General features: G+C 61.6%; 27 protein-coding genes and 2 riboswitches. Of the genes, 16 read left to right on the top strand and 11 right to left on the bottom strand.

The genetic code is table 11. The features are described 5' to 3' along the window. Positions 1-8: 8 nt before the first annotated feature. The 3 genes from sufD to AC1PUL_RS08700 are packed head-to-tail and all read left to right on the top strand — an operon-like array spanning position 9 to position 2,910. Positions 9-1,286, top strand: coding sequence for a Fe-S cluster assembly protein SufD (gene sufD, locus AC1PUL_RS08710; protein WP_480467884.1), 1,278 nt, complete (start codon positions 9-11; stop codon positions 1,284-1,286). After that, positions 1,279-2,523, top strand: coding sequence for a cysteine desulfurase (locus AC1PUL_RS08705; protein WP_480467882.1), 1,245 nt, complete (start codon positions 1,279-1,281; stop codon positions 2,521-2,523). Before sufD ends, AC1PUL_RS08705 begins: the two co-directional genes overlap by 8 nt. Positions 2,524-2,535: 12 nt before the next feature. Further along, the gene (locus AC1PUL_RS08700; protein WP_054160022.1) at positions 2,536-2,910 is read left to right on the top strand and encodes an SUF system Fe-S cluster assembly protein; all 375 of its coding nucleotides are present in this window, start codon (positions 2,536-2,538) and stop codon (positions 2,908-2,910) included. Between the two features lie 65 nt (positions 2,911-2,975). Here AC1PUL_RS08700 and AC1PUL_RS08695 read toward each other — a convergent pair whose 3' ends face one another. The 5 genes from AC1PUL_RS08695 to rutA form a co-directional block, all read right to left on the bottom strand. Beyond that, a complete protein-coding gene (locus tag AC1PUL_RS08695; RefSeq protein ID WP_480468540.1) occupies positions 2,976-3,500 on the bottom strand; it encodes a flavin reductase in 525 nt (174 codons plus the stop codon). A 14-nt stretch (positions 3,501-3,514) separates the two neighbouring features. Beyond that, entirely contained in the window at positions 3,515-4,300 is a 786-nt protein-coding gene (gene rutD / locus AC1PUL_RS08690) for a pyrimidine utilization protein D (RefSeq protein WP_480467880.1), read from the bottom strand. Between the two features lie 243 nt (positions 4,301-4,543). After that, on the bottom strand, positions 4,544-4,933 hold the full coding sequence (gene rutC, locus AC1PUL_RS08685) for a pyrimidine utilization protein C (RefSeq protein ID WP_480467879.1): 390 nt from the start codon (positions 4,931-4,933) through the stop codon (positions 4,544-4,546). 46 nt (positions 4,934-4,979) lie between these two features. After that, entirely contained in the window at positions 4,980-5,726 is a 747-nt protein-coding gene (rutB, locus tag AC1PUL_RS08680) for a pyrimidine utilization protein B (protein ID WP_480467877.1), read from the bottom strand. After that, complete coding sequence (gene rutA / locus AC1PUL_RS08675) at positions 5,723-6,814, bottom strand: pyrimidine utilization protein A (RefSeq protein WP_480467875.1); 1,092 nt, start codon at positions 6,812-6,814, stop codon at positions 5,723-5,725. The genes rutB and rutA overlap by 4 nt, the downstream gene beginning before the upstream one ends. Positions 6,815-7,266: 452 nt before the next feature. Here rutA and sufA point away from each other — a divergent pair, with 452 nt between their 5' ends. The 3 genes from sufA (at position 7,267) to AC1PUL_RS08660 (ending at position 9,147) form a co-directional block, all read left to right on the top strand. After that, a complete protein-coding gene (gene sufA, locus AC1PUL_RS08670) occupies positions 7,267-7,653 on the top strand; it encodes a Fe-S cluster assembly scaffold SufA (protein ID WP_298464989.1) in 387 nt (128 codons plus the stop codon). A gap of 126 nt (positions 7,654-7,779) precedes the next feature. After that, positions 7,780-8,229, top strand: coding sequence for an Lrp/AsnC family transcriptional regulator (locus tag AC1PUL_RS08665; protein ID WP_480467872.1), 450 nt, complete (start codon positions 7,780-7,782; stop codon positions 8,227-8,229). 207 nt (positions 8,230-8,436) lie between these two features. Then, on the top strand, positions 8,437-9,147 hold the full coding sequence (locus AC1PUL_RS08660; RefSeq protein ID WP_480467870.1) for a helix-turn-helix transcriptional regulator: 711 nt from the start codon (positions 8,437-8,439) through the stop codon (positions 9,145-9,147). A 609-nt stretch (positions 9,148-9,756) separates the two neighbouring features. On the opposite strand, the gene AC1PUL_RS08655 is transcribed toward AC1PUL_RS08660, so the two are convergent. The 5 genes from AC1PUL_RS08655 to gcvT form a co-directional block, all read right to left on the bottom strand. Further along, positions 9,757-10,059, bottom strand: a complete 303-nt coding sequence (locus AC1PUL_RS08655) for a hypothetical protein (protein ID WP_480467869.1) — start codon at positions 10,057-10,059, stop codon at positions 9,757-9,759. A gap of 219 nt (positions 10,060-10,278) precedes the next feature. After that, on the bottom strand, positions 10,279-10,605 hold the full coding sequence (locus tag AC1PUL_RS08650; protein WP_480467867.1) for a flagellar basal body protein: 327 nt from the start codon (positions 10,603-10,605) through the stop codon (positions 10,279-10,281). A gap of 277 nt (positions 10,606-10,882) precedes the next feature. Continuing rightward, positions 10,883-13,741, bottom strand: a complete 2,859-nt coding sequence (gene gcvP, locus AC1PUL_RS08645; protein WP_480467865.1) for an aminomethyl-transferring glycine dehydrogenase — start codon at positions 13,739-13,741, stop codon at positions 10,883-10,885. After that, a complete protein-coding gene (gcvH, locus tag AC1PUL_RS08640) occupies positions 13,741-14,103 on the bottom strand; it encodes a glycine cleavage system protein GcvH (RefSeq protein WP_480467862.1) in 363 nt (120 codons plus the stop codon). The genes gcvP and gcvH overlap by 1 nt, the downstream gene beginning before the upstream one ends. 21 nt (positions 14,104-14,124) lie before the next feature. Then, entirely contained in the window at positions 14,125-15,264 is a 1,140-nt protein-coding gene (gene gcvT / locus AC1PUL_RS08635; RefSeq protein ID WP_480467860.1) for a glycine cleavage system aminomethyltransferase GcvT, read from the bottom strand. A 147-nt stretch (positions 15,265-15,411) separates the two neighbouring features. Next, positions 15,412-15,500, bottom strand: a riboswitch (glycine riboswitch). Between the two features lie 184 nt (positions 15,501-15,684). Between gcvT and AC1PUL_RS08630 the strand changes: the two genes are divergently transcribed. After that, entirely contained in the window at positions 15,685-16,056 is a 372-nt protein-coding gene (locus tag AC1PUL_RS08630) for a hypothetical protein (protein WP_480467859.1), read from the top strand. A 71-nt stretch (positions 16,057-16,127) separates the two neighbouring features. Next, a complete protein-coding gene (locus AC1PUL_RS08625; RefSeq protein ID WP_480467857.1) occupies positions 16,128-17,192 on the top strand; it encodes a copper chaperone PCu(A)C domain-containing protein in 1,065 nt (354 codons plus the stop codon). A 79-nt stretch (positions 17,193-17,271) separates the two neighbouring features. On the opposite strand, the gene AC1PUL_RS08620 is transcribed toward AC1PUL_RS08625, so the two are convergent. Beyond that, positions 17,272-17,547, bottom strand: a complete 276-nt coding sequence (locus AC1PUL_RS08620) for a hypothetical protein (RefSeq protein WP_480467855.1) — start codon at positions 17,545-17,547, stop codon at positions 17,272-17,274. 195 nt (positions 17,548-17,742) lie between these two features. On the opposite strand from AC1PUL_RS08620, the gene AC1PUL_RS08615 reads away from it, so the two are divergent. The 8 genes from AC1PUL_RS08615 (at position 17,743) to cobW (ending at position 24,378) form a co-directional block, all read left to right on the top strand. Then, positions 17,743-18,279: a flavodoxin domain-containing protein gene (locus AC1PUL_RS08615; RefSeq protein WP_480467852.1), complete on the top strand. Its 537-nt coding sequence runs from the start codon at positions 17,743-17,745 to the stop codon at positions 18,277-18,279. A gap of 57 nt (positions 18,280-18,336) precedes the next feature. Further along, entirely contained in the window at positions 18,337-18,714 is a 378-nt protein-coding gene (gene crcB / locus AC1PUL_RS08610) for a fluoride efflux transporter CrcB (RefSeq protein WP_480467850.1), read from the top strand. Positions 18,715-18,807: 93 nt separating this feature from the next. Beyond that, the gene (locus AC1PUL_RS08605; RefSeq protein ID WP_480467849.1) at positions 18,808-19,797 is read left to right on the top strand and encodes an RluA family pseudouridine synthase; all 990 of its coding nucleotides are present in this window, start codon (positions 18,808-18,810) and stop codon (positions 19,795-19,797) included. Then, positions 19,794-20,447 carry an HAD-IA family hydrolase gene (locus tag AC1PUL_RS08600; RefSeq protein WP_480467847.1) on the top strand — a complete coding sequence of 218 codons (654 nt, stop codon included), beginning with the start codon at positions 19,794-19,796 and terminating at the stop codon, positions 20,445-20,447. Before AC1PUL_RS08605 ends, AC1PUL_RS08600 begins: the two co-directional genes overlap by 4 nt. 9 nt (positions 20,448-20,456) lie before the next feature. Beyond that, complete coding sequence (locus tag AC1PUL_RS08595; protein ID WP_480467845.1) at positions 20,457-21,263, top strand: ATP12 family chaperone protein; 807 nt, start codon at positions 20,457-20,459, stop codon at positions 21,261-21,263. A 63-nt stretch (positions 21,264-21,326) separates the two neighbouring features. Continuing rightward, complete coding sequence (locus tag AC1PUL_RS08590) at positions 21,327-22,142, top strand: hypothetical protein (protein WP_480467844.1); 816 nt, start codon at positions 21,327-21,329, stop codon at positions 22,140-22,142. A 66-nt stretch (positions 22,143-22,208) separates the two neighbouring features. Beyond that, positions 22,209-22,582: riboswitch (cobalamin riboswitch) on the top strand. Between the two features lie 185 nt (positions 22,583-22,767). Then, the gene (cobU, locus tag AC1PUL_RS08585) at positions 22,768-23,298 is read left to right on the top strand and encodes a bifunctional adenosylcobinamide kinase/adenosylcobinamide-phosphate guanylyltransferase (RefSeq protein ID WP_480467842.1); all 531 of its coding nucleotides are present in this window, start codon (positions 22,768-22,770) and stop codon (positions 23,296-23,298) included. A 3-nt stretch (positions 23,299-23,301) separates the two neighbouring features. After that, entirely contained in the window at positions 23,302-24,378 is a 1,077-nt protein-coding gene (gene cobW, locus AC1PUL_RS08580; protein WP_480467841.1) for a cobalamin biosynthesis protein CobW, read from the top strand. Positions 24,379-24,497 lie beyond the last annotated feature (119 nt).

Raw genomic sequence — 24,497 nt, 5'->3', positions numbered from 1 at the left:
TTGCAACGATGACATTGCAAGCGGCCAACCGGCTCACCGCAGCCGAGACCCAGATCATCGACGCCTATACCAACCAGATCGGCAGCTTGCCCGGCGATGGCGCCGTGCTGCTGAAGCGCGATGGCCTCTTCGACGCGCTGAAGCGCCAGGGTCTGCCGACGCGCCGCGTCGAGACCTTCCACTACACGGACCTCAAGGCGCTGCTGCGCGCCCTTCCGGCCGAAGAGCCCCAGGCTGTGGCCAAGGCGGTCAATCCGCTGGTTTCGGGTGCCGCCGTGCTCAACGTGCTGCAGGGTGTTGCCCAGGCGCCGGCATCCCTGCCGGAAGGCCTTTCCGTTTCGCTCTATCGTGACGCGCTGACGAACGGTGACGCTGCCGAAGGCCTGACCGCCTTCAACGGTGACGACACGATCGGCCGCCTGAACGGGGCTTTCGTGCGCGACGGATTTATGCTCGAGGTTGCCGAAGACGCCGACATCGAAGCGCCGATCGAACTGCAGTCGGTGCATGCAGCCGGCCAGCTGCATCTGCGGTTTCCGGCCCGTTTCGGCAAAGGTTCCAAGGCAACCGTCATCGAGCGCCATGTCGGCCAGAGCGGTTCGGCAGCCCTTGCCTCTGTCGTCGCCGATCTGAAGCTCGGCGAGGGTGCTGAGATCACCTGGGTGATCCTGCAGGGCGAAGGCGATGCCGACACGCATCTCGGCCAGATCCGCGTCGAGCTTGGCACGGACGCCAAGTTCCGTCTCTTCATCGTCAATGCCGGCGGCAAGTTGGTGCGTCAGGAAGTGCATGTGAAGACGGCGGGCGAAGGCTCCGACTTCATGCTGCGCGGAGTCAACCTTCTGGGCGGTGACACCCATACCGACGTTACCATGACGCTCGGCCATAACGTCCCGAACACGACTTCGACGGAAATCATCCGCAACGTCGTCTTCGATCGCGCCAAGGGTGTGTTCCAGGGCATGATCCGCGTTGCTCCGGATGCCCAGAAGACCGACGCGCGCATGGCCTGCAACACGCTGCTGATGTCCGACGATGCCGAATTCTCGGTGAAGCCCGAGTTGGAAATCTTCGCCGATGACGTGCAGTGCGCCCATGGCGCGACGGTCGCCGACATCGTCAAGAGCCATCTCTACTACCTGATGTCGCGTGGCATTCCGGAGAAGAAGGCCCGCGCCCTGCTGATCAACGGCTTCGTCGCCGAAATCGTCGAGGAGCTCGAAAACGAGCCGCTCGTCGAGGCCCTGGAAGAGATCATCACCGACTGGCTGGAGCATCATGGCTGACACGATCGCGGCACGGACAGGTTACGACGTTGAAGCCGTCAGACGGGATTTCCCGATCCTGTCGCGCGAGGTTTACGGCAAGAAGCTGGTCTATCTCGACAATGCCGCCTCGGCCCAGAAGCCGCGGCAGGTGATCGACGCGATCAGCCATGCATACTCTAACGAATATGCGAATGTGCATCGTGGCCTGCATTTCCTGTCCAATGCCGCGACGGACGCCTATGAAGCGGCGCGCGAGAAGGTGCGCCGCTTCCTGAATGCCCCTTCGATTGACGAGGTGATCTTCACCAAGTCCTCGACCGAAGCGATCAACACGGTCGCCTATGGCTGGGGCATGAAGCACATCGGCGAGGGCGACGAGATTGTACTCTCGATCATGGAGCATCACTCCAACATCGTGCCCTGGCATTTCCTGCGGGAACGCAAGGGCGCCAAGCTCGTCTGGGCCCCGGTGACCGACGAAGGTGCCTTCGACATGGAGGCCTTTGTCGGCTGCCTGACCGAGCGCACCAAGCTGATCGCGATCACCCATATGTCCAACGCGCTTGGAACCGTCGTGCCGATCAAGGAGATCTGCCGCATTGCGCATGAGCGTGGCATTGCGGTCATGGTCGATGGCAGCCAAGGCGCCGTTCACATGCCGGTCGATGTCCAGGATCTCGGTTGCGATTGGTATGCCGTGACCGGCCACAAGCTCTACGGTCCCTCGGGCATCGGCGTGCTCTGGGGCAAAATGGACCGCTTGAAGGATATGGACCCCTTCATGGGCGGTGGCGAGATGATCATCGAGGTGGCCGAAGACCGCGTAACCTATAACGAGCCGCCGCATCGCTTCGAGGCCGGCACGCCGCCGATCATCCAGGCGATCGGTCTGGGCTATGCGTTGGACTATATGGAAAGCCTTGGCCGCCCGGCGATTGCAGCGCATGAGGAAAGCCTGCGCGCCTATGCGCATGAGCGTCTGTCGGCGATCAATTCGCTGCGCATCATCGGCAACGCGCCCGGCAAGGGGGCGATTTTCTCCTTCGAGCTTGCCGGCATCCATGCCCATGACGTCTCCACCATGATCGACCGTCGCGGCGTTGCCGTTCGTGCCGGGACCCATTGCGCCCAGCCGCTTCTGGCACGTTTCGGCGTGACCTCCACTTGCCGGGCGTCGTTCGGCCTTTATAACACACGGGAAGAAGTCGATGCGCTGGCGGACGCTCTGGATTACGCCCGCAGCTTCTTCGCCTGAGGAATGAACACCATGAGTGACACCGAAACCAAGCCCGATGTCCGCGAAGGCATCATAAACACGGCGATCCCGCCGGAAGAGGTCGCCCGCCTCTCCGACGATATCGTCGCGGCGCTGAAGACCGTCTATGATCCGGAAATCCCGGCCGACATCTTCGAACTCGGGCTGATCTACAAGATCGACATCGAGGATGACCGCACGGTGAAGATCGTCATGACCCTGACTGCCCCCGGTTGCCCGGTTGCCGGCGAAATGCCGGGCTGGGTCGAAAATGCCGTCGGTTCGGTCGAAGGTGTGTCGGGCGTTGAAGTGGAAATGAGCTTTGACCCGCCGTGGACGCCGGACCGCATGTCCGAAGAGGCGCAGGTCGCTGTCGGCTGGTATTGAGAGAATTAGGCAACCAACGAAACGGCCCGCCATTCGCGGGCCGTTTTGCGTTTCGGTACAGATGCTTAGACCGTACGATAGGCCCGGTCGAAATAGACGAGCGCCTGGCCGCCCTCGCGGGTGGTGACGTCGAGAACCTCGCAGAACAATACGTCATGGGTGCTGCCGTCATGCACTTCTGTGATCCGGCATTCAAACGAGACCAGCGCATCGACCAGGCGCGGCGTGCCCAACGGCGTCGTCTCCCAGGTGGCGGCGGCAAAGCGCTCCTCGACCGGCGTCTTGCCACCGAAGAGCCGGCTGACAGGCTCGTGTTCTGCCGAGAGCGCGTTGACCGTGACGAACCCGTTGGTGCTGACGGCAGGATAGGCGGAAGATCCCTTGTTGAGGCAGACGAGCAGCGTCGGCGGATTGTCGGAGACGCTGGTGACGGCAGTCGCTGCAAAGCCGGCGCGTCCGGCGGGGCCATCGGTTGTGACGATGGTGACGGCGGCGGCAAGCCGAGCCATGCCGTTGCGATAGGTAGCACTCTTTTCCGGCGAGGTGGTTTCCGGTGCAGATGCGACAGGTGCGATGGTCTTGGTGGCCAGCATGGGCAATTCCTTCAGGCGTGTTCGAGGGTCGACAGGAAGTCGATCACCGCGCTGTTGAATGTTTGCGGATAGGTGACGTTGACGGCATGTCCGCCGGCGACGGTGAGCACGAGATTTGCGTTCGGCAGCCCTTCGGCGAGGCGCAGGGAACGGGAATAGGGGACGAGCAGGTCGTCGCGGGTGGCGATGACAAGCGTCGGCGTCTGGATCTCGCCGAGGCGGTTGTCGATATCGAAGGCGCGCAGCGCCGCGATGCGTCGTAGGATGTTGTCGCGACCCTGGAAATGGGCGAGCGCATGCGCCTCTTCTGCCGCCATCTTCTCCGGATTGTTTGCCATGTAGATAGCGGGATAGAGGAAGAGCGGCTGTGCCTTGACGAAGGCCTCGACACCGGCGTTTTCGAGAAGCGCGATGCGCACGTCGAAGCAGCGCCCGGAATGCGGATCCGCCTTGCTCCACGCATTGATCAGCACGAGGCTTTCGATCAGCTCCGGCCGGCGCAGCGCCAGATCCAGCCCGATCAGGCCGCCCAGTGCATGACCCATGAAATGGAAACTCTTGAGCTTCAGCGTCTCGACGATCTCAAGCACGTCATCGGCCATGGCCGAAATGCCGCCAACCTCGGGCACCGCGCCGCCGGTCTTGCCGCAGCCGCGATGGTCATAGGTGATGACGCGGAACCGCTCTGAGAGGGCAGTGATCTGCGGTGCCCAAAAGCCGCCCGAACCGCCGAGGCCTGACGAGAGCAGGATGGTTGGCGCATCGGGGGAGGTGAGGCCGTGGATGTCATAATGCATGCGTGTTTGCTTTCAGCGTGTTTGCCGTTGGTGCCCCCCTCTGTCCTGCCGGACATCTCCCCCTCAAGGGGGGAGATCGACGAGCGGTAGCGTCCTGCCATCATTGGAGATCTCTATGGGGAGGCGATGAGCACCGAGCTCTGAGAGGAGTGCCGAGATCAGCGGTTTTCCGATCTCACCCCTTGAGGGGGAGATGGCCGGCAGGCCAGAGGGGGGTAATCCGCCCTCCAACCCAACCGCCGCTCACTTCGTCCCGATATGCGCGACCGTGGCGATTTCCACCAGCGCGTCCGGCTTCACCAGACCGCACTGCACGCAGTAGCGCGCCGGCTTGTCGCCCGGGAAATATTCGGCATAGACCTTGTTGACGGCCTGGTAATTGGCCCAGTCGGTGACGAAGATGTGGTTCATGGTCACGTCTTCCATCGTGCCGCCGGCGGTCTCGATCACGGACTTGATGGTTTCCAGCACATGGCGCGTCTGGGCGGCTGCGTCGCCGACATGCACGACGTCGTTGTTCTTGTCGAAGGGAAGGGTCCCCGAGACATAGAGCACGCCATCGGCAAGGGCGCCGGGCGAATAGGGGGCGATCGGCTTCTGGGTGCCTTCCGGAACGACGATGGTCTTGGGCATTCTCACACTCTCCTGGTTCAATGAGATCTTGTTGGAATGTTGATGATCACTCGGCTGCATCGGCAGGCGCTGCCTGTCCGATCGCGCCGCAGAAGTCTTTGACGGTCGCGACCCAGCCGAAGAATTTTTCGACATTGTAGACGGTCGCCTGCTGGATGAAGTCGGGGCCGAGGTGATGGGTCGCGTCCTCGAGCATCACGCCGAAATATTCGAGGTGGAAGGCATCGCGCAGCGAGCTTTCGACGCAGACATTGGTGGCAATGCCGACGAAGACGAGGTTGCGGATGCCGCGGGCTCTGAGCACACTGTCCATATTCGTGTTGAAGAAGCCGGAATAGCGGCTCTTCGGCACCAGGATGTCACCGGGCTGCGGCTGGAGTTCGTCGACGATCGCATAGTCCCAGGTGCCCTTGGCGAGCAGCTGACCCTGCAGTTCGGGACGTTTGCGCATGGTTTTGAGCGCATTCGACTTGTGCCAGTTGGGCGAACCGGGGCCGCCGGCCTCGACATAATCAGGATCCCAGCCGTTCTGGAAATAGACGACCAGAACGCCCGCTTCACGCGCCGTATCCAGCGTCTTCTTGATGTTGGCAATCGTGCCCTTGGCGCCTGAAATGTCGAAGCCGGCGAGATCGACGTAACCGCCTTCGGTCGAATAGGCATTCTGCATGTCGACGACGACGACCGCCGTTTCAGACGGCTTCAGCGTGATCGGCTCGGGGCGTGCGGGAAGCGTGACGCTCTTTGTCAGCTCCGGGCGCGGCTGATAGCCTGCAACAACGGCCTCGCTCATTCGGCGGCCTCCAGCATCTGGGTGACATGGGCGCGGCTCTTCATCAGCGGCTGCACGTATTTGCCGAACTTCTCAATGCCCTCGAGGAAGTCGTCGAAGGTCAGCATCACGCCACCGGTGCCGGGGACTTCGCTCATCTCGTCAAGCATGGCGGCGACTTCCGCATAGGAGCCGATCAGCGTGCCCATGTTGATATTGACGGCAGACACCGGGTTCGACATGTGCCGTACATTGGTGTCGGAGCCTGACTTGGTGTCGGCGGCACTCTGCAGGCCGAGCCACTTGATGGCTTCCTCGTCGGCACCAGCCTTGTAGTGCTCCCACTTGGCAAAAGCTTCTTCGGTGGTTTCTTCGGCCAGAACCATGGTCAGCACAAAGGAGCGCACCTCGCGGCCGGTCTTTGCGGTCGCGGCGAGCAAGCGTTCATTGGTCGGGGCAAAAGCCTTCGGCGTATTGACCCCGACACCGAAGCAGAAGCTGTAGTCGGCGAACTTCGCGGAAAAATCCATGCCGGCATTCGACGAGCCGGCGCAGATCAGCTTTACCTCGCCTTCCGGGATCGGCTTCATCCGGCAATCATCCATCTGGAAATGCTTGCCCTTGAGATCGGACTGGCCTGTTGTCAGCAGGTCTTTCAGGACGGTCGTGTATTCGCTGAGATATTCGTAGCGGTCGGAGAAATAGTCGTCGCCGGGCCAGAGACCCATCTGGCTGTATTCGGGGCGCTGCCAGCCGGTGACCAGATTGACGCCGAAGCGCCCACCGGAAATCGAATCGATCGTGGTGGCCATGCGCGCGACGATCGCCGGCGGCATGATCAGCGTGGCAGCGGTGCCGAAGAGCTTGATCTTCGAGGTGACGGCGGCGAGGCCGGCCATCAGCGTGAAGCTCTCCAGGTTATAGTCCCAGAATTCCGTCTTGCCGCCAAAGCCGCGCAGCTTGATCATCGAAAGCGCGAAGTCGAAGCCGTATTCTTCGGCTTTCAGCGTGATCGCCTTGTTGAGTTCGAATGTCGGCTTGTATTGCGGGGCATTCTCCGAAAGGAGCCAGCCATTGTTGCCGATCGGGATAAAGACGCCGATTTCCATTTTTCGTTCTCCGCTTCTGGAGGCGCGCCGGGCGCCCTTCTTTGTGTCGCAGAGAATAAAGCAAACACCGTGCCAGTCTAGAAAGCGCAATTGAAACAGTACCTTATGATGGCCCAGAGGAATTAATTTACCGAATGGTCAAAATTTCAACGGATTTCGCCGACCTTTGCCCGCCTTTGCATCCCTTTGTGCTGTGCGCTGCAATATTTTTGATCGCGATCGAGGGGAGCGCCATGCAAAGGCGCGTTTCAAGCTTCTGATAAAGATCAAGTTTTTCGGGTGAGCCTGTCGTGCTCAAGGATTGATCATCATCAAGCATCGGGCATGTTCGCAAAGCACTGCCCCCTGGGGCCGGGTGCCCGCCTAAGCTATTGAACCGACGAGGCGCCTCCCTTACATTGCGGAGCAGAAACGCCGGACCTTGAACCCGGTTGTTGTTGGAGACTTTGCCGATGGGCTTTCAGGTAATGACCATGAGCGATGCGGCTGCCGCGCGCGTCAGGGCGATCGTTGAGAATTCCGGTCCCGATGCCAAGGGTATCAGGGTGGGCATCAAGAAGGGTGGCTGCGCCGGGATGGAATACACCATCGATCTGGTGAAGGAGCCAAACCCGAGGGATGACCGCATCGAGAAGGATGGCGCGTCCGTTTGGATCGACCCCGCTGCCGTTCTCTATCTCTTGGGCACGGAAATGGGATTCGAGACGACGACGCTGCGCTCCGGCTTCACCTTCCACAATCCCAATCAGACCTCGGCCTGCGGTTGCGGCGAATCGGTCGAACTGAAAGCGGCGGATCTCTCCGAACTCGCCAAGCAGCGTCAGGCAGCAACGGCCTGATCGGCAATGAGATTTGTGGTGTTTCGAGAAGTGATGCGACTCGTTAGCAGCTTCGTTTACGTATTTTCTGCTGAAATACGAAAAAATATCTTGCGGAATATCGATTTACACAAATAAACTGCGGCCATGGATACAAGTGACCGCAAGATTATCGATTTGTTGGCTGAGGATGCCCGCCGCTCGCTCGCAAGCATAGGCGATGTGGTAGGGCTTTCTCCGTCCGCCGTCAATGAACGCATTCGCCGCCTTGTCGCGTCAGGCGCCATCAGGCGCTTCACGCTGGAAGTGGACCCTGCGGCTGTTGGCCTGCCGATCACGGCCTTCATGCTGGTGACGCTGCCGCAGGACACCGAGCAGGTTGCCTTCCGCGACTATGCCGAATCACACCCCGCCGTGCTGGAATGTCATCACGTGACGGGTGGCTGGTCCTACATGTTGAAGATCCGCACCGCTGACCTGACTGGTATCGAGACATTTCTTGCCGATCTCAAGGGCGAGCGGCTGATTGCCCGCAGCGAAACCATGATCGCCCTGTCGACCACGAGCGAACGCAGCTACGTGATCGGCGGAGAGTGAACGGGCAATTTGGCCGCCACTGCTTCATAAAGAGATTGCGGCGCGGTGCCTTTCGCCGGTGGTCAAGTTAGCGCTGTCCTGAAATTCCCCACGAAATCCAATGTTTATCAAATCGGATACCGCTTGCTCATGTTAGTCTTTTCGACTGATGTGACAGGTGGCCATGACGAGGTGTGGATGTCAGACAGGCAGGCAGCAGCGAACGCAATGTTCGATTTTATCGCCGAATCATCGCGGGCCCGCGACAAAGGCGAGGTTTTGGACAGCTTGGGCAAAGTAGCGCGCGCGTTCGGCATGGATTGTTTTGCCGTCTCCGGAATCCCGTTGCCGAACGAACGTATTGATCCCTACTTCATGTTGAATGCCTGGCCGGAGGGTTGGTTCGAGCGCTATGTCGAAGAAAACTACGTCCATGTTGATCCGGTCATCCATCGCACCAAAATGACGAGCGAGGCTTTCGTCTGGTCGGAGGCCTTGGCCGACCAACCCCTGACCCGGGCGGCCAAGCGGGTCATGAACGAGGCCACCGAGTTCGGCATGATGGACGGCTATAGCGTGCCGCTTCACTCTGTCGGTGGCTTTCAGGCGATCGTGACCTTCGGTGCCAGCAAGGTCGATCTGTCCCATGAGCAACGTGGTGCGCTGCACATCGTCTCAATCTATGCGCACAATAGGTTGCGCGCATTCATGGCGGACACCAGCGACCGCAATGCCGCTGCTGTGGCAAAGGTGACCCCGCGTGAACGCGAGGTGATCCTGTGGTGTTCGGCAGGAAAAACCAATTGGGAAATTGGCCAAATCCTTGGAATTTCAGAGAAAACGGTTCAGCACGAAATTGCATCTGCAAGCCGTAAGTTGAACTCTGTAAATCGCGCGCAACTGATCGCCGAATCGATCAGGCTTGGTATAATCAGATAAATAGGCAGAACTGCCTATGTTGGCTTTGGTGCTGATGCCGCACTCTCATCCCGGTATTTTTGGGGGTGTGAATGCTTTGGTCGATCTGTGGCGCAGCCGTTCGGGATAATCATGACGAGCTCATGGCGGAAAGCGGTCGCTTTCGTCGTGGGTCGTTGCCCGAACGGTTGGTGAGGCGGACTTGTCGCCATACCGACGCCCGCGAGATCGGTCCGTTCGGTCGCAATACGGTGATCGATCTGCCGTTGATCCATAGATATCAGAGGGCGAGCTATAGGCGCGGTTTCGAACCGACGTCCGGAAGCCCCTTCGCTCCATCGCAGCGTTCATGTCGGGCATTCGTCGAGTACCCGTCGGGAGCGAATTTCTGTTCAAGAACGGCAGGAGAATGACATGACGGATGGCCAAATCCCATCGTCCGACGTCTACGTGCGCTCGATCGTCGAGGATCAGGTCCGCAGTCTTCGGGAGATCATCAGGGGCGTATCGCAGAAGGAACCCTTAAGCGACGACGTCCTGTTTATCGATCATCTTCTTCAGATGGTGTCGCTGGCGGCTGCTGATGGATTGAATCGCCGGCGGACCGGCGGTGTCCGCAAGAACAGTGCGTCAGAAGCCGACGGCGGCCTGACGCAGATCCATATCGACGTCGCAAAGATGGAGTTCGTCGCGCAACGCCTCGATCGCCCCCAATAGATACGACCGAAGCTTCAGTTCATCGCTGGGGTTGGCCTCGATTTTCTCCAGTGCCTCCACAATCTGGAACAGGCAATCCTCGACATAGCCGCTCGGTATGACGGTCGCGAGCGCCTGGGTCAGCCTGTGATCGAATAGGCTTTTGAGCCGCTGCACGTCGCCGGGCTTTGCGGCCAGAAGATCTGTCCTGAGTTGATTCAGCGCCTGATCGTCCATCGTGCCCTCGGTGCAGTCTGATTCCGCCGTTCAACTGTTCCCGCAGGCGAAAGTTATTTCAACCGATGATTGGCGTCATGGCTTTACTTTTGCTCACGAATGGCGCGATAGCCCAAAAAAAGCTGAGGTGGGACGTATGCGGCAGCGATCCCTTCTGCGGAGATCGGGACCGGCTCCTGACGGCGGAGGCCAGACCGTCAGCGAAGGAACATCAACGAATCAGTCTCGCTTGATGCTGAGCAGCACGTCCCAGATGTCGGCGCCAGTTTCCCAAACGGCGGCATTGGCCTTGAAGCCGATTTCCGTCTCGACCAGCGACAGCATTTCCGAGGCGAGATCAACATTCGAGGTGTCGTCGAAGGTCGTGTCGCCGGATGGCCCAACCGAGGCCGTCACGCCACCGGGCTTGGAACCGGTGAACTGTGTTTCCAGCCGGTCATAGGAGGGCGTGACCGCGTTGGCGATGTTGTTGGCCGTCGTGGAAAGGCGCGTCTGTTGCGCCTGCATGCCTGACAGTGAAATGCCCATGATGGCGGAAATGCTCATGCGGTCCTGCCCATATCGTGGTTGCCTGGGCAGAATAGTCGAAGCCGGTTAGCACTTCCCGAATGACGATGGTTTCCAAACTGTTCGGGATCTCAAGCGAGCTGTCTGCTTCTGGGACAGTGCCCTCTCTCTGAGCGTGGGACCGCCCTGGGCCAAAGCAAACCGGGATGCGCTGAGCTTCGGGAGATTGTGCCGCGATGACCTGGCAGCGAAGGGCACAAAGAAAAGAGGCGCCGCTTTCAGGCGACGCCTCCCAGTCGTTCAATGCGGCAAACCGTTATTCGGCCGCTTCCGCATAGGCCTCCATCGGCGGGCAAGTGCACACGAGGTTCCGGTCGCCATAGACATTGTCGACGCGGTTGACCGAGGACCAGTACTTGTCCACGCGGAAGGCGCCCGGCGGGTAGCAGGCCTGTTCGCGGCTATAGGGGCGATCCCATTTGCCCACGAGGTCCTCCACCGTATGCGGTGCGTTCTTTAGCGGATTGTTGGCCTTGTCCATCCGGCCTTCCTCGATATCGCGGGCTTCCTCGCGGATCGCCAGCATCGCCTCGCAGAAACGGTCGATTTCGGCCTTGGTCTCCGATTCCGTCGGCTCGATCATCAGCGTACCCGCCACCGGCCAGCTCATGGTGGGCGCATGGAAGCCGCAGTCGATCAGGCGTTTCGCCACATCGTCGACGGTGACGCCGGCAGAGGCCTGCAGCGGACGGGTGTCGATGATGCATTCATGCGCCACGCGACCCGAGGCCGACGTATAGAGCACGTCATAGGCACCTTTGAGCCGTGCCGCGATATAGTTGGCGTTGAGGATCGCGACCTTGGTCGCCTGGGTCAGACCTTCTCCACCCATCATCAGGCAGTAAGACCAGCTGATCGGCAGGATCGATGGCGAACCATAGGGGCCGGCCGAGACAGCACCCGGACGACCATCGGTGACGACATGGCCCGGCAGAAAGGGCGCGAGATGCGCCTTGACCCCGATCGGTCCCATGCCCGGACCGCCGCCGCCATGCGGAATGCAGAAGGTCTTGTGCAGGTTGAGGTGGGAAACGTCAGAGCCGATGTCGCCGGGACGGGAGACGCCGACCATGGCATTCATGTTGGCCCCGTCGAGATAGACCTGGCCACCATGCTGATGCGTGATCTCGCAGATCTCGCGCACCGTTTCCTCGAACACGCCATGCGTCGAGGGATAGGTGATCATGCAGCACGAGAGATTGGCCGCATGTTCTTCGGCCTTGGCGCGGAAGTCGTCGAGATCGACGTCGCCATTGTCCTTCGACTTGACCGGCACGACAGTCATGCCGACCATCTGGGCGGATGCCGGGTTGGTGCCGTGCGCAGACGTCGGGATCAGGCAGACGGTGCGATGCGTGTCGCCCCGCGACAGGTGATAGGCGCGGATCGTGAGAAGACCAGCATATTCGCCCTGGGCACCCGAATTCGGCTGCATCGAGATCGCGTCATAGCCGGTGACCGCGCAGAGCTTTTCCGAGAGATCGTCGATCATCTCCTTGTAACCCAGCGCCTGATCGGCCGGGACGAAGGGATGGATGTCGGAGAATTCCGGCCAGGTGATCGGCAGCATCTCCGCTGTCGCGTTCAGCTTCATCGTGCAGGAACCGAGCGGGATCATCGCCCGGTCGAGCGCGAGGTCGCGGTCGGAAAGCCGGCGGATGTAGCGGGTCATCTCGCTTTCCGCGCGGTTCATGTGGAAGATCGGATGCGTCAGATACTCGCTGGTGCGCAGCAGATCCGTCGGCAGGCGGTAGTCGGCCGAGAAATCCTCGACCTTGAAATTGCCGCCAAAGGCGCGCCAGACGGCTTCAAGCACGGCGGGGCGGGTGCGCTCGTCGAGCGCGATGCCGACCTTTGTCTCGCCGACCTTGCGCAGGTTCACGCCTTCCGCAACGGCCGCCCGCATCACGAGGCCCTGCATGTGGCCAACCTCGACAGTGATCGTGTCGAAGAAGGTTTCCGGCTCGACCTTGTAGCCGAGCTTTTCCAGCCCCTTGGCCAGGATGACCGTCTTTTGATGCACCTGCTGGGCAATCGCCTTCAGGCCCTTCGGTCCATGGAAGACGGCATACATCGAGGCCATGACGGCGAGCAGAACCTGCGCGGTGCAGATGTTCGACGTCGCCTTTTCGCGGCGGATATGCTGTTCGCGGGTCTGGAGGCTCAGGCGATAGGCGCGGTTGCCGCGCGCATCGACGGAGACGCCGACAAGGCGACCGGGCATGGAGCGCTTGATCGCATCCTTGACCGCCATATAGGCGGCATGCGGGCCGCCATAACCCATGGGAACGCCGAAGCGCTGGGTCGAACCGATGGCGATGTCTGCGCCCATTTCGCCTGGTGATTTCAGGAGCAGCAGTGCGAGAATGTCGGCAGCGACGGCAGCGAGTGCGCCGGTCTGGTGCAGGCGGGCGATCAGGCCGGAGAAGTCGCGCACATGGCCATGCGTACCCGGATACTGGAAGATCGCGCCAAAGACTTCCGTCGGATCGAGGTCGGTGAAGGGGTCGCCGACGGTGACCGTCCAGCCGAGCGGCTCGGCACGGGTCTGGATGACGGCGATGGTCTGCGGGTGGCAGTCCTTGTCGACGAAGAAGCCGGTGGCCTTGGTCTTGGCGCTGCGCTGGCAGAGCGCCATGGCTTCGGCGGCAGCGGTTGCCTCGTCCAGCAGCGACGCATTGGCGACGTCGAGACCGGTCAGATCCGTCACCATGGTCTGGTAGTTCAGAAGCGCCTCAAGACGCCCTTGAGAGATTTCCGGCTGGTAGGGTGTATAGGCCGTGTACCAGGCCGGGTTTTCCAGGATGTTGCGCTGGATGACCGGCGGCGTGATCGTACCGTAATAGCCCTGGCCGATCAGCGAGGTCAGGACCTTGTTCTTGTTGGCCGTCTCGCGCAGCTTGTCGAGCGCCTCGCGCTCGGTCATCGCCGCACCCCAGGTGAGCGGCACCTTCTGGCGGATCGACCCGGGGACGGTGGCATCGATCAGCTCGTCGAGCGAGTGATAGCCGATCACCTTCAGCATATCCGTCATCTCGGCCGGCGAGGGGCCGATATGGCGTCGGTTGGCGAAGTCGTAGGGATCGTAATCCGTGAACTGGAATTCGGTCGTCATCAGGCGATCAACTCCTTATAGGCGGCTTCGTCGAGCAGGGCATCGGCGTCAGCGGGATTGGCGAGCTTCAGCTTGAAGAACCAGGCAGCACCTTCCGGGTCGGAGTTCACCAGAGACGGATCGTCGACGATCGCCTGGTTGATTTCGACCACTTCGCCATCGAGGGGGCAGTAGACGTCGGAGGCTGCCTTGACCGATTCGACGGTTGCGGCGGTGCCGTCCTTTTTGAAGCTGGACCCTTCTTCCGGCAGTTCGACGAAGACGAGATCGCCGAGCTGGCCGGCGGCATGGGTGGTGATGCCAACGGTCGCGATATCGCCTTCGATCTTCAGCCATTCGTGTTCAGCGGTAAATTTCAACATGAGTTCTCTCCGGAGATTTTTTTAGCGTTTGTAAGTGGGTGTAACGAAAGGGAGGGCGGTGACGGTCAGGGCCAAGAACTTGCCGCGTACCTCCGCAAAAACCTGGGTGCCGGGTTCGGCCATGGCGGTCGGCACGTAGCCCATGGCAACAGGGCCTTCGACGCTCGGACCGAAGCCGCCCGAGGAGACGTGACCGATCTCCGTTTTGCCTTCTGCGTCGGCGAAGAGTTTTGCCGGCGGGCGCACCGGGGCCTTGCCCTCGGGCTTCAACCCGACGCGGCGGCGGGAAACGCCATTCTCCAGTTCGCCGAGGATGCGGCTTGCACCCGGAAAGCCGCCTTCGCGGGCGCCGGCAGAGCGACGAACCTTCTGGATGCCCCATTCGATCGAGGCTTCGACCGGCGAGGTCGTGGTGTCGATGTCGTTGCCGTAGAGGCAAAGGCCGGCTTCGAGGCGGAGCGAATCACGCGCCCCAAGCCCGATTGGCTGACAGTCCGGCTGGTCGAGTAGCGTCTTTGCAAGGTCCGTGGCGCGGTCAGCCGGAACCGAGATCTCGAAGCCGTCTTCGCCAGAATAGCCGGTGCGAGAGACGAGGGCAGGGATGTCGCCGAGGTCGAGCGCGCGAACATCCATGAACTTCATGGCGGTGACATCAGCATTGATCGCCGCAAGCACGGCTTCAGCCTTGGGGCCCTGGAGGGCGAGCAGCGCCCGGTCGTCATGCACGAGAACCTGAACGCCAGCAGGAAGCTTCGCCCTGAGATGCGCGATATCGGCATCCTTGCAGCCGGCATTGACGACGACCAGCAGCCGTTCGCCCAGCCGCGAAATCATCAGATCGTCGAGGATGCCGCCATTCTCGTCGGTGAAGAAACCATAGCGCTGGCGACCGTCCTTAAGGCCGAGGATATCGACGGGGACGAGCGTTTCCAGGGCCTTGGCCGCGTCCTCATAAACGCCGGAGGCGGCGGCGAGTTCGACCTGGCCCATATGGGAAACGTCGAAGAGACCAGCGGCGGCGCGGGTGTGCAGATGTTCCTTCAGCACGCCCGCCGGATATTGCACCGGCATGTCGTAGCCGGCAAAGGGCACCATCTTGGCGCCGAGCGACACATGGAAATCATAAAGGGGGGTGCGTTTCAGTTGGGTCTGATCGTCCAAGACGTCGCCTCCGGGTTCGCGCTCGCGCGCTCGCTCACATCAGGGCACGGTTGTGCCGGTTCATGAGCCCCCTCTGTCCTTGTGCCTGAGATTGTTATCCCTTCGGCTCGGCCCGCTTTGGAAACGGGCCTCTCTCCAGAGTGCAGTCGACGCCTTGTGGTCCTTTTGCCTGAGAGTTTCCGGGGCGGTTGCTCCTTCGGCACCGGAATGAACCGGCTTCTCCCAACAAGGTGTTATGGCATTATCCGGCAGGGGGGTGGCTTGGCAAGAGCCCGCGTCGCTCCCAAACAAATAATTGTCGCTCAGGCGTCGTGTTTGCGGCAGCGCAAGCATCCCGACGGTTGTTCGCCTGGCGCGGCATCTCGCCACTTGGCTTGATCACGCCGTCGCGATAAAGGATCGGAGGAAAAGAGGGCAAGGATGAAACCGAAAGCCAGACCAGCGATGATCATTTTGCGCGTCTTCTGCGCCATGGTCTTCCTTTCGATCGGTTTTGGCCACCGCAGCCCGGCCGCACTTGCCGCCGACACACAGTCGGCTGCCTATGCGCTGCCGGATGGCAGCTTTGCCGACCTTTGCATTGCCGATCAGGGGCAAAAGCACGCCACGCCGGTGGCCGATTGCGACGCCTGCCGGCTGGCGGGTGCCGTTCTCCTGCCCGAACCGCCCGACCAGTCCTGGCTGATCGATCGGTTTGAAAGCCTCGGTGTTATCGATCCCTCCGAATCGGTCCATGGTTCGGGCCATCTCCTGGAGCATCCGCGTCTTCGCGGTCCGCCGCTCTCTGCCTGATCGCATTCAGCTTTCAACAGAGACACAAGACTGCCGACGGCCAAGAAGGACCGCGGCAAGGAGACGCACCCATGATAACCAAGCTCATTCTCGCGACGACCGTCGCCACGCTCGCTTCGACGACCGCAGTATTTGCCCACGCCACCTTCGCCAACCAGCCTGCCAAGATCGGCTCCTACGTCGCTGCGACCCTGCAGGTGCCGCATGGCTGCGACGGCAAGGCGACCAATGAAGTCCAGATCAAGCTGCCGGAAGGCTTCATCTCCGCCAAGCCGATGCCGAAGCCCGGCTGGGAAGTGGAAGTGATCACCGGCGACTACCAGAACAGCTATGACAACCATGGCAAGGCCGTGAAATCCGGTCCGATCGAAATCCGTTTCAAGAACGGCGAACTGCCGGACAATTTCTACGACACGTTTGTCGTCTACGGTAAGGTTGCAGCCGGCGATCCGGCGGTAGGTCTTGCCTTCCCGACGGTCCAGCTCTGCGGCGCCGACGCCAAGGTGGCCTGGGACCAGGTGGCAGCCCCTGGTCAGGATCCGCATGATCTCGACGGGCCGGCACCCGTCCTCAAGCTTGTCGCTGCTGAAGGCGACGCGCATGGCGGCCATGGGGCACACGGCGGGCATGCCGGTCACGGTGCCCCCGCCGAGCAGGCCGCAGCCGACGGTCACGGCGCTCATGGTGCCCATGGAGATCATTCCGGCCATGGCGATCATATGGCAGCCACCAATCCCGGAGGCTTCGAGACGGTTACGGCCGGCGATCTTGAGCTGACAGCAGGCTTCACCAGGGCGATGTTGCCCGGTCAGCCTGTTGGCGGCGGCTTTATTACCATCGCCAACAAGGGCGGAGCGGACGACAAGCTCGTCTCGGCGACCTCGGCGCAGGCCGGTGAGGTGCAGCTGCACGAGATGGCCATGGAAGGCGACGTCATGAAGATGCGTCAGCTGAACGACGGCATCGCCATCCCTGCCGGTCAGACGGTTGAGCTGAAGCCGGGCGGTCTGCATCTGATGTTCTACAAGGTTGCCGAGCCGTTCAAGGAAGGTGCAAGCGTCAATGTCACGTTGACCTTCGAAAAGGCCGGTGCAGTGGACGTGGTGCTTCCGGTCGGTCCGGCACGAGGCAACTGATCCAGATCGTCAGTCCATGAAACACGAAACCGCGGCCGTCACCGGTCGCGGTTTTTTCTTTGCCGTCGGGATCAGCTTCTCAGGCGACTGAGTTCTTGTAGGCCTCGATTGTTTCCTTCAGCGTCGCTTGCTCGAACTGCTGTTGCGTCGAGGTGAGGAAATAAAGGGCGAGCGCCGGGGGCTGGACGACGTTCACCATAGCCCTTAGCCGGAGATCTTCGCTTTGCGCCGCCTGCTGGGCGAGCAAACGCGTGTGTTCCTCCACATAGGTAGCGCGGGATACGCGCTGTGGCGGCTTCACCGGTTCCATTGCGTAGGCCGCAGTATGGGCAGAGACTGTGACAACCTGTGTCATGGGCGTTTCCAGATACTATGTAACGATATTAGCATAAACCACGGGTATCTATGCATCTTTAAGTCGAATGAGAAAAATTGAATAAAACTAGATTTGATCGGACGTGAACGAAAAAAAGCCCTGTTTTGCGCCAGATCAAGGCGTGGCCCGCCCCTGTCTTGCAGGATAAATACAAAGCAAGGGAGGAACGGGCAGATGATCGTACTTGTGGGTTACGCGACGATCGAAGGTCAGACGCGCAAGATCGCCGAAGCGGTCGCGTCGACAATCGAAGCGGCCGGGCACAGAGCCCTTCTCTTTGATATCACGTCGGGCGGAGAATATACGCTTGGCCATCCCGAGGCGGCGATCCTCTGCGCCCCCGTCCACGCGGCGCGCTATCCGGCGGCCTTCGCCGCCTTCGTGCGCCAGGAGGCAACCTGGCTCAACAGCATTCCCTCCGCCTTCGTTTCGGTATCCATGCTGATCCGCAGCGAGTTCGAGGAGGAGCGGGAGGAGGCGACGCATTTCCCCGATACGCTGCTGCAGGAGAGCGGCTGGAAGCCCGGCATGATCCATCACGCAGCCGGAGCGCTGCGCTATACCGAATATGATTTCTTCAAACGCTGGATCATCCGGCGTATGGCCGAGCATGAAAACGCGCCCACGGATGTGTCCAGAGATCACGAATTCACCGACTGGACGGCTCTGTCCGCTTTCGTGACGGAGTTTCTAGCGTCGGCCAAGGGTTGACGCGGCGGCCTGGACCGGCTTGAACGGCTGAGAGGGCTGTTCAAGCCGGAGGTTTCCATGTTCAACATCCTGCTCGTTGCCGCCGGCGGTGCGGCGGGGTCCGTGGCGCGTTATCTGACGGGGATTGCCATGACCCGCCTGCTCGGCCCAGCCTTTCCCTGGGGCACGATCACCGTCAACATCGTCGGTTCTTTTGTGATCGGACTTCTGACAGAGATGATTGCCCGGAAGTTTTCCGCGCCCCTGGAACTTCGCCTCCTCCTTGTCGTCGGTTTCCTGGGCGGTTTCACCACCTTTTCGTCCTTCTCGCTCGATACGATGGCGCTCTTCGAACGCGGTGAGGGCTTGACCGCCTTTGCCTATGTCTTTGCGAGCGTTGTTCTCTCGCTGGCCGCCGCTTTCGGTGGACTTGCCCTCGGACGCAGCCTGTTCTGAAACGCATCTGCGCATTTCGGCTTTCCCTTTCCGCCCGAAATCTACTAAAGGCACGGGATAAGTGGGTGGAGAACCCGAGTAGAAAGTATCCTCATGGCAGGCATCGAACATATCACCGTGGAGGCCGACGAGGCCGGCATGCGGCTCGACCGTTGGTTCAAGATCCATTATCCGGGTCTTGGCTTCGGCGCGCTCCAGAAGCTTCTGCGCTCCGGCCAGGTGCGCGTCGACGGCGGTCGCGTAAAGACCGACGCCCGCGTTCAGCCCGGCCAGGTCGTGCGCGTTCCGCCCATGGATGTCGACGCCAAGAAGACCGGCCCGATCGCAAGCCACGATCTGAAACACGGCGACGACCACGAACTTCTGTCGCGCATGCTGCTGCACGAGGACGAAAAGGTCTTCGTCTTGAACAAGCCCGCCGGCCTTGCCGTGCAGGGTGGCTCGGGCCTGACCCGCCATATCGACAAGATGCTGGAAGCCTGGACGAGCCGGAAGGGCGAGAAGCCGCGCCTCGTGCATCGCCTTGACCGTGACACCTCGGGCGTTCTTGTCGTTGCCCGCACGCGCGGCGCCGCCCAGAAGCTGACGGCGGCCTTCCGCGAGCGCGATACCAAGAAGGTCTACTGGTCGCTGGTGAAGGGTGTGCCGCGCAAGCACGAGGACAAGATCTCGACCTGGCTCACCAAGGACCAGACCGACGAAGGCGACCGGATGCGCGTCTGCAAGCATGGCGAGGAGGGGGCGGACCACGCCGTCTCCTACTACCGTGTCATCGATACGGCCGCCCAGAACCTCGCCTGGCTGGAGATGGAGCCATACACCGGTCGTACCCACCAGCTGCGCGTTCATGCGCTGCATATCGGTCACCCGATCATCGGTGATCCCAAATATTTCATCGACGACCACAACTGGGATTTCCCCGGCGGTATCCAGAAGCGGCTGCATCTGCATGCCCGGCATATCGACCTGCCACATCCGAATGGCGGACGCCTCAAGGTAACGGCGCCGCTGTCGCCGCACATGGTGCAGAGCTGGAACCTGCTGGGTTTCGACCAGGCGGATGGGGACAGGGACGCCGAATGAAGCTTGTTCTCTTCGATTGCGACGGCACGCTGGTCGACAGCGCCGGCCTGATCCATGAAGTCATGCGCCACACCTTCATTGCTTTCGGCAAGCCGGAACCGGCACTTGAGACGACCAAGTCGATCATCGGCCTGACGCTCGACATCGCGATCGCCCGCATGGATGGCAAGCCGCATGCCGACGACGAGGCAGTCGCCATGGCCGCGCACTACAAGGCGATCTTTGCCGATGTCCGCCGCGACTCCGGTTTCGGCGAAACCATGTTCGATGGCATCCGCGATGTCCTGGACGCCCTGATCGCCCGCGACGACATCTGGCTCGGCGCCGTCACCGGCAAGTCGCGCCGCGGTCTGGAGATGATCCTTGAAGGCCATGGGCTGAAGCCCCATTTCCTCTTCTGCCGCACGGCCGACGAGTGCCCGTCCAAACCGCATCCGGCCATGGTGACCGAATGCTGTGACGAGGCCGGCATCGCCCCGCGCGAGACCATCGTCATCGGCGATGCCATCTACGACATGCAGATGGCCAAGGCCGCCGGTGCAACCGCAATCGGCGTGTCCTGGGGCTATGCCAAGGCGGACGACCTCTGGAAGGCCGGTGCCGATGCCGTGGTCGAACGCCCCGCCGACCTTCTGGCCTATATCCACTAGGAGCCTTTGATGCGCGACGAACTCAGCCAGGACATCTTCGGGACCTTTATCCCGGAGCCCAGTCATGAGGACCCGGTGCGCCGGGCGCAGATCCAGATGAAGCGACCGCTGCCGAAGCGCTTCTACGAGAGCGTCGGGATCGAGGCGCGCGAGGATGGCTTCTCGATCACGCTCGACGGCAAGCCGGTCAAGACCCCTGCCAAGAACCTGCTGACGCTGCCGACCCGCGAGGCAGCCGAACTCGTCGTGGCCGAATGGGCCGGGCAGGGCGAACACATCGACCCGGCAACCATGCCGGTCACCAAGCTCGCCAATACGGCGATCGACGCGGTGACCAATAGCCTGGACGAGGTCTTTGCCGAGATCGTGCGTTTTGCCGGCACGGATCTGCTCTGCTACCGCGCCGACGGCCCGAAGGAACTGATCGACCGCCAGTCGGCCCGCTGGGATCCCGTCTTGTCATGGGCTGCCACGGCGCATGGCACCCGCTTCTTCCTCGTTGAGGGCGTGATGCATCAGGAGCAGCCACAGGAAGCGGTCGCTGCCTATGCCCGCGCCCTTGAGCGTTATCGCGATCCGTTCCGGATTTCCTGCCTGAACGTGGTGACCACGCTCACCGGCTCGGCGGTGCTGACACTCGCATTTGCCGAAGGCGCCTTCGATCTCGATGAGGTCTGGACGCTTGCCCATCTCGATGAGGACTGGACGATCGAGCATTGGGGATCCGATGCCGAGGCCGAAGCGCGCCGAGAGGCCAGGTACGGTGAATATGCCTCGGCCGCAGCGCTGTTCCACGCGATCCAGTCGCAAAGTTAACCATCCACTAACCATACATGGCGAATTGTCGGACAGGTCGAGAATCACCTGTCCGGGGTCGTCATGTTTGCGCAGAGCCTTCGCATCGCCTTTGCCTTGAGCCTGACCATGCTGCTGGGCTCCTGTACGCTTTTCCAGGGACGCAGCATCGATCGACCTCTGGTCTATTTCGTCCGCAACGTCACGGTGATGGCCGATGCGCGGGTTCCCCTTGAACTGCTGGAGAGCGTGGACCGTCGTGTTTCCTCCGCCATCGCTGCGACCCGGGCTCCGCAGGGCGCCGAGCGTGTTGTTCTGCTCGTGAAGATCGATCGTCTCGGCTTTGGCGAGGGCGCCCGTCGCCGTCTCGCCCAGGCTGACTTCACCGTGACGGCCGTTTCGGTCGAAACCGGCGAGCCGGTGGCCAAGGGAAGTTTCCGGGTCAACAGCCCGACCGACGACCCGCGCTGGGCCCGCCACGCCCTTGCGGAAGAGATTGCCGCCCGCATTCGCTTCGCCTTCTCCTTGACCACGCCGCGCATCCGCAAGTCGCTGTCGCCCCGGACCGTGTCGACACGGCTTGCTTCAGATCCGCCGCCGGTGACCGCGCCGGCTTCTTCGGCTCCTGATGCGCGCGCCGCCACCACCCCGTCAGTGCCTCAGCCACAAAAGCCTGTTGTCGTTGCCGTGCCGCCCACGCCCGCACCGCCGCCGCAGGAAATGGCAGCTCCTCCGGTTGCGGAAACGCCGACCGTCAGCCCCGCTGCACCGCCACAGCCTGCCCGTCGAGCCGCCGATGTCGGCAAGGGTACACCGGTCGAACAGGGAGCCGTCGGCACCATTCGCCTTCGACCAGACTGTGACCCCGCCGTGACGCCGACCTGCCCGGCGACCCCTTGAGCCATGCCCGGGCGCAATGACGCATGCGTGCGCCGCAGCCGTGATTGACTTGGGCCCGACCTCGGCCTAATCCTCGTGATGGATGGTTTCCGGACGGCAGAGATGTTGTCCGGAGAGCAAAAGGGAATGCGAAGGCGTGGACCCCAACCGGGCACGCGGAACGCAGCCGACCCCGCGACTGTATTGCAGCGAGGGTTCTCCATCCGCTCTGCCGTTTCAGGTGGTGACGGGTCGCAGGGTGCGACCGGCCGATCGAAAACGGCAAAGCGGAAAAGCCACTGGGGTGGCAACACGATCAGCCGGGGCAGGACGCCTCTTTCTCTACGAATCGTCCGCTCTTTCGTGTTGTCGCAAACCCTGGGAAGGCGAGGAGAACCCGACGGTCCTTTCGAAGACCACGACCTGCGAGCCAGGAGACCTGCCATCCACGGGCATGGTGCCCACACTGGGGAGGTTTCCCCGTTGCCAGCACGGAGGTTGTCGTGGCGACGTCTTGCATCCGCGGGTCCTTGTCGACCCGACGGTGCCGGTCCGTTTTTTGGAGCCGGGCATCGTTTGATCTTTCGTGCATGCTGAAGGCATGCGCCACAGACCGTCTGCGCGCGGTCGAAGGTCATGGCAACCCATGACCGCATCCCATTCCCGATCCATCCTGGTTCTCGGTGGCGCCCGCTCGGGCAAGTCACGCTTTGCCGAGGGATTGGCCCGCGATACCGGCTTTGACAGGTTTTACCTCGCCACTGGCCGCGCCTGGGACGAAGAAATGCGTGCCCGCATCGAGACCCACAAGGCCGACCGCGCAGATGATGGCTGGACGACCCATGAGGAGCCCGTCGATCTCGTCGGCGCGCTGAAGGCGCTGGACCAGCCCGGTCGCGTCATCCTCGTCGATTGCCTGACGCTCTGGGTCACCAATCTGATGATGGAGGAGGGCAGTGATGTCGACGCGGACGGCGCGGCACTGGCGGCCAGTCTCGGGGAACTCCAGGCCACCGTCATCTTCGTCTCCAACGAGGTCGGCCTCGGCATCGTGCCCGAAAACAAGATGGCCCGCGCCTTCCGCGACCATGCCGGCCGTCTCCACCAAGCCATCGCCGCTCAAGCGGCAGACGTCTATTTCGTTGCGGCCGGATTGCCGCTGAAAATGAAGGGTTGAACCATGTTGCAGCAGAAGATCCCCGCCACCGTCATCACCGGCTTTCTCGGCGCGGGCAAGACCACCATCATCCGCAACATGCTGATGAATGCCGGCGGCAAGAAGATCGCGCTCATTATCAACGAGTTCGGTGATCTCGGCGTCGATGGCGATGTACTGAAGGGCTGCGGCGCCGAGAATTGCACCGAGGACGACATCATCGAGCTCACCAATGGCTGCATCTGCTGCACGGTGGCCGACGACTTCGTGCCGACCATGCAGAAGCTGCTCGACCGCGACGTGAAGCCCGACCATATCGTCATCGAGACCTCGGGTCTGGCGCTGCCACAGCCGCTGGTCGCCGCCTTCAACTGGCCTGACATCCGCACCCGCGTCACGGTCGATGGCGTTGTCACCGTGGTCGACAGCGCGGCTGTTGCCGCCGGTCGTTTCGCCGATGATCATGACGCGGTCGCTGCCCAGCGCGCCGAGGACGACAATCTCGACCACGAAAGCCCGATCGAGGAGCTGTTCGAGGACCAGCTGACCTGCGCCGACCTCATCGTGCTCAATAAGACCGACCTGCTCGACGCTGCCGGCATCGCCGCGGTGCGTGCAGAAGTCACAGGCCGCACCAGCCGCAAGCCTTCGATGATCGAGGCGAAGAATGGCGAAGTGCCTTCACTCGTGCTGCTCGGGATCGGCGCCAGCACCGAAGACGACATCGAAAACCGCAAGTCACATCACGAGCTGGAGCACGAGGCACTCCATGCCTCGGGCGAAGACCACGACCATCATCATGACCACGACGAGTTCGAAAGCTTCGTCCTGAAGCTCGGCGCGATCAAGGACCCGGCGGAGTTCGTCGACCGCCTGAAGCCGGTCATCGAGAAGCACGACATCCTGCGCCTGAAGGGCTTCATCGACGTGCCCGGGAAGCCGATGCGCCTCGTCATCCAGGCCGTCGGCACCCGCATCGACACCTATTTCGACCGTCCCTGGACATCAGCCGAGAAGCGCGAGACGCGGCTTGTGGTGATCGGCCTGCATGAATGGGATTTCGGCGCCGTGGTCGAGGACGTGCAGGCGGCGGCGGGTTGAGAAACGGTTTAGCGATGGCATGCGTTGCTACCCCCCTCTGGCCTGCCGGCCATCTCCCCCTCAAGGGGGGAGATCGGATCGGCGCGCGCTTGGCGGTTCCCGGACAAACTGACATCCGG

This window comes from Rhizobium sp. P43 (assembly GCF_056730705.1).
The sequence above is the reverse complement of the archived record's forward strand: the minus strand, read 5'-3'. Positions and strand labels throughout refer to the sequence as shown.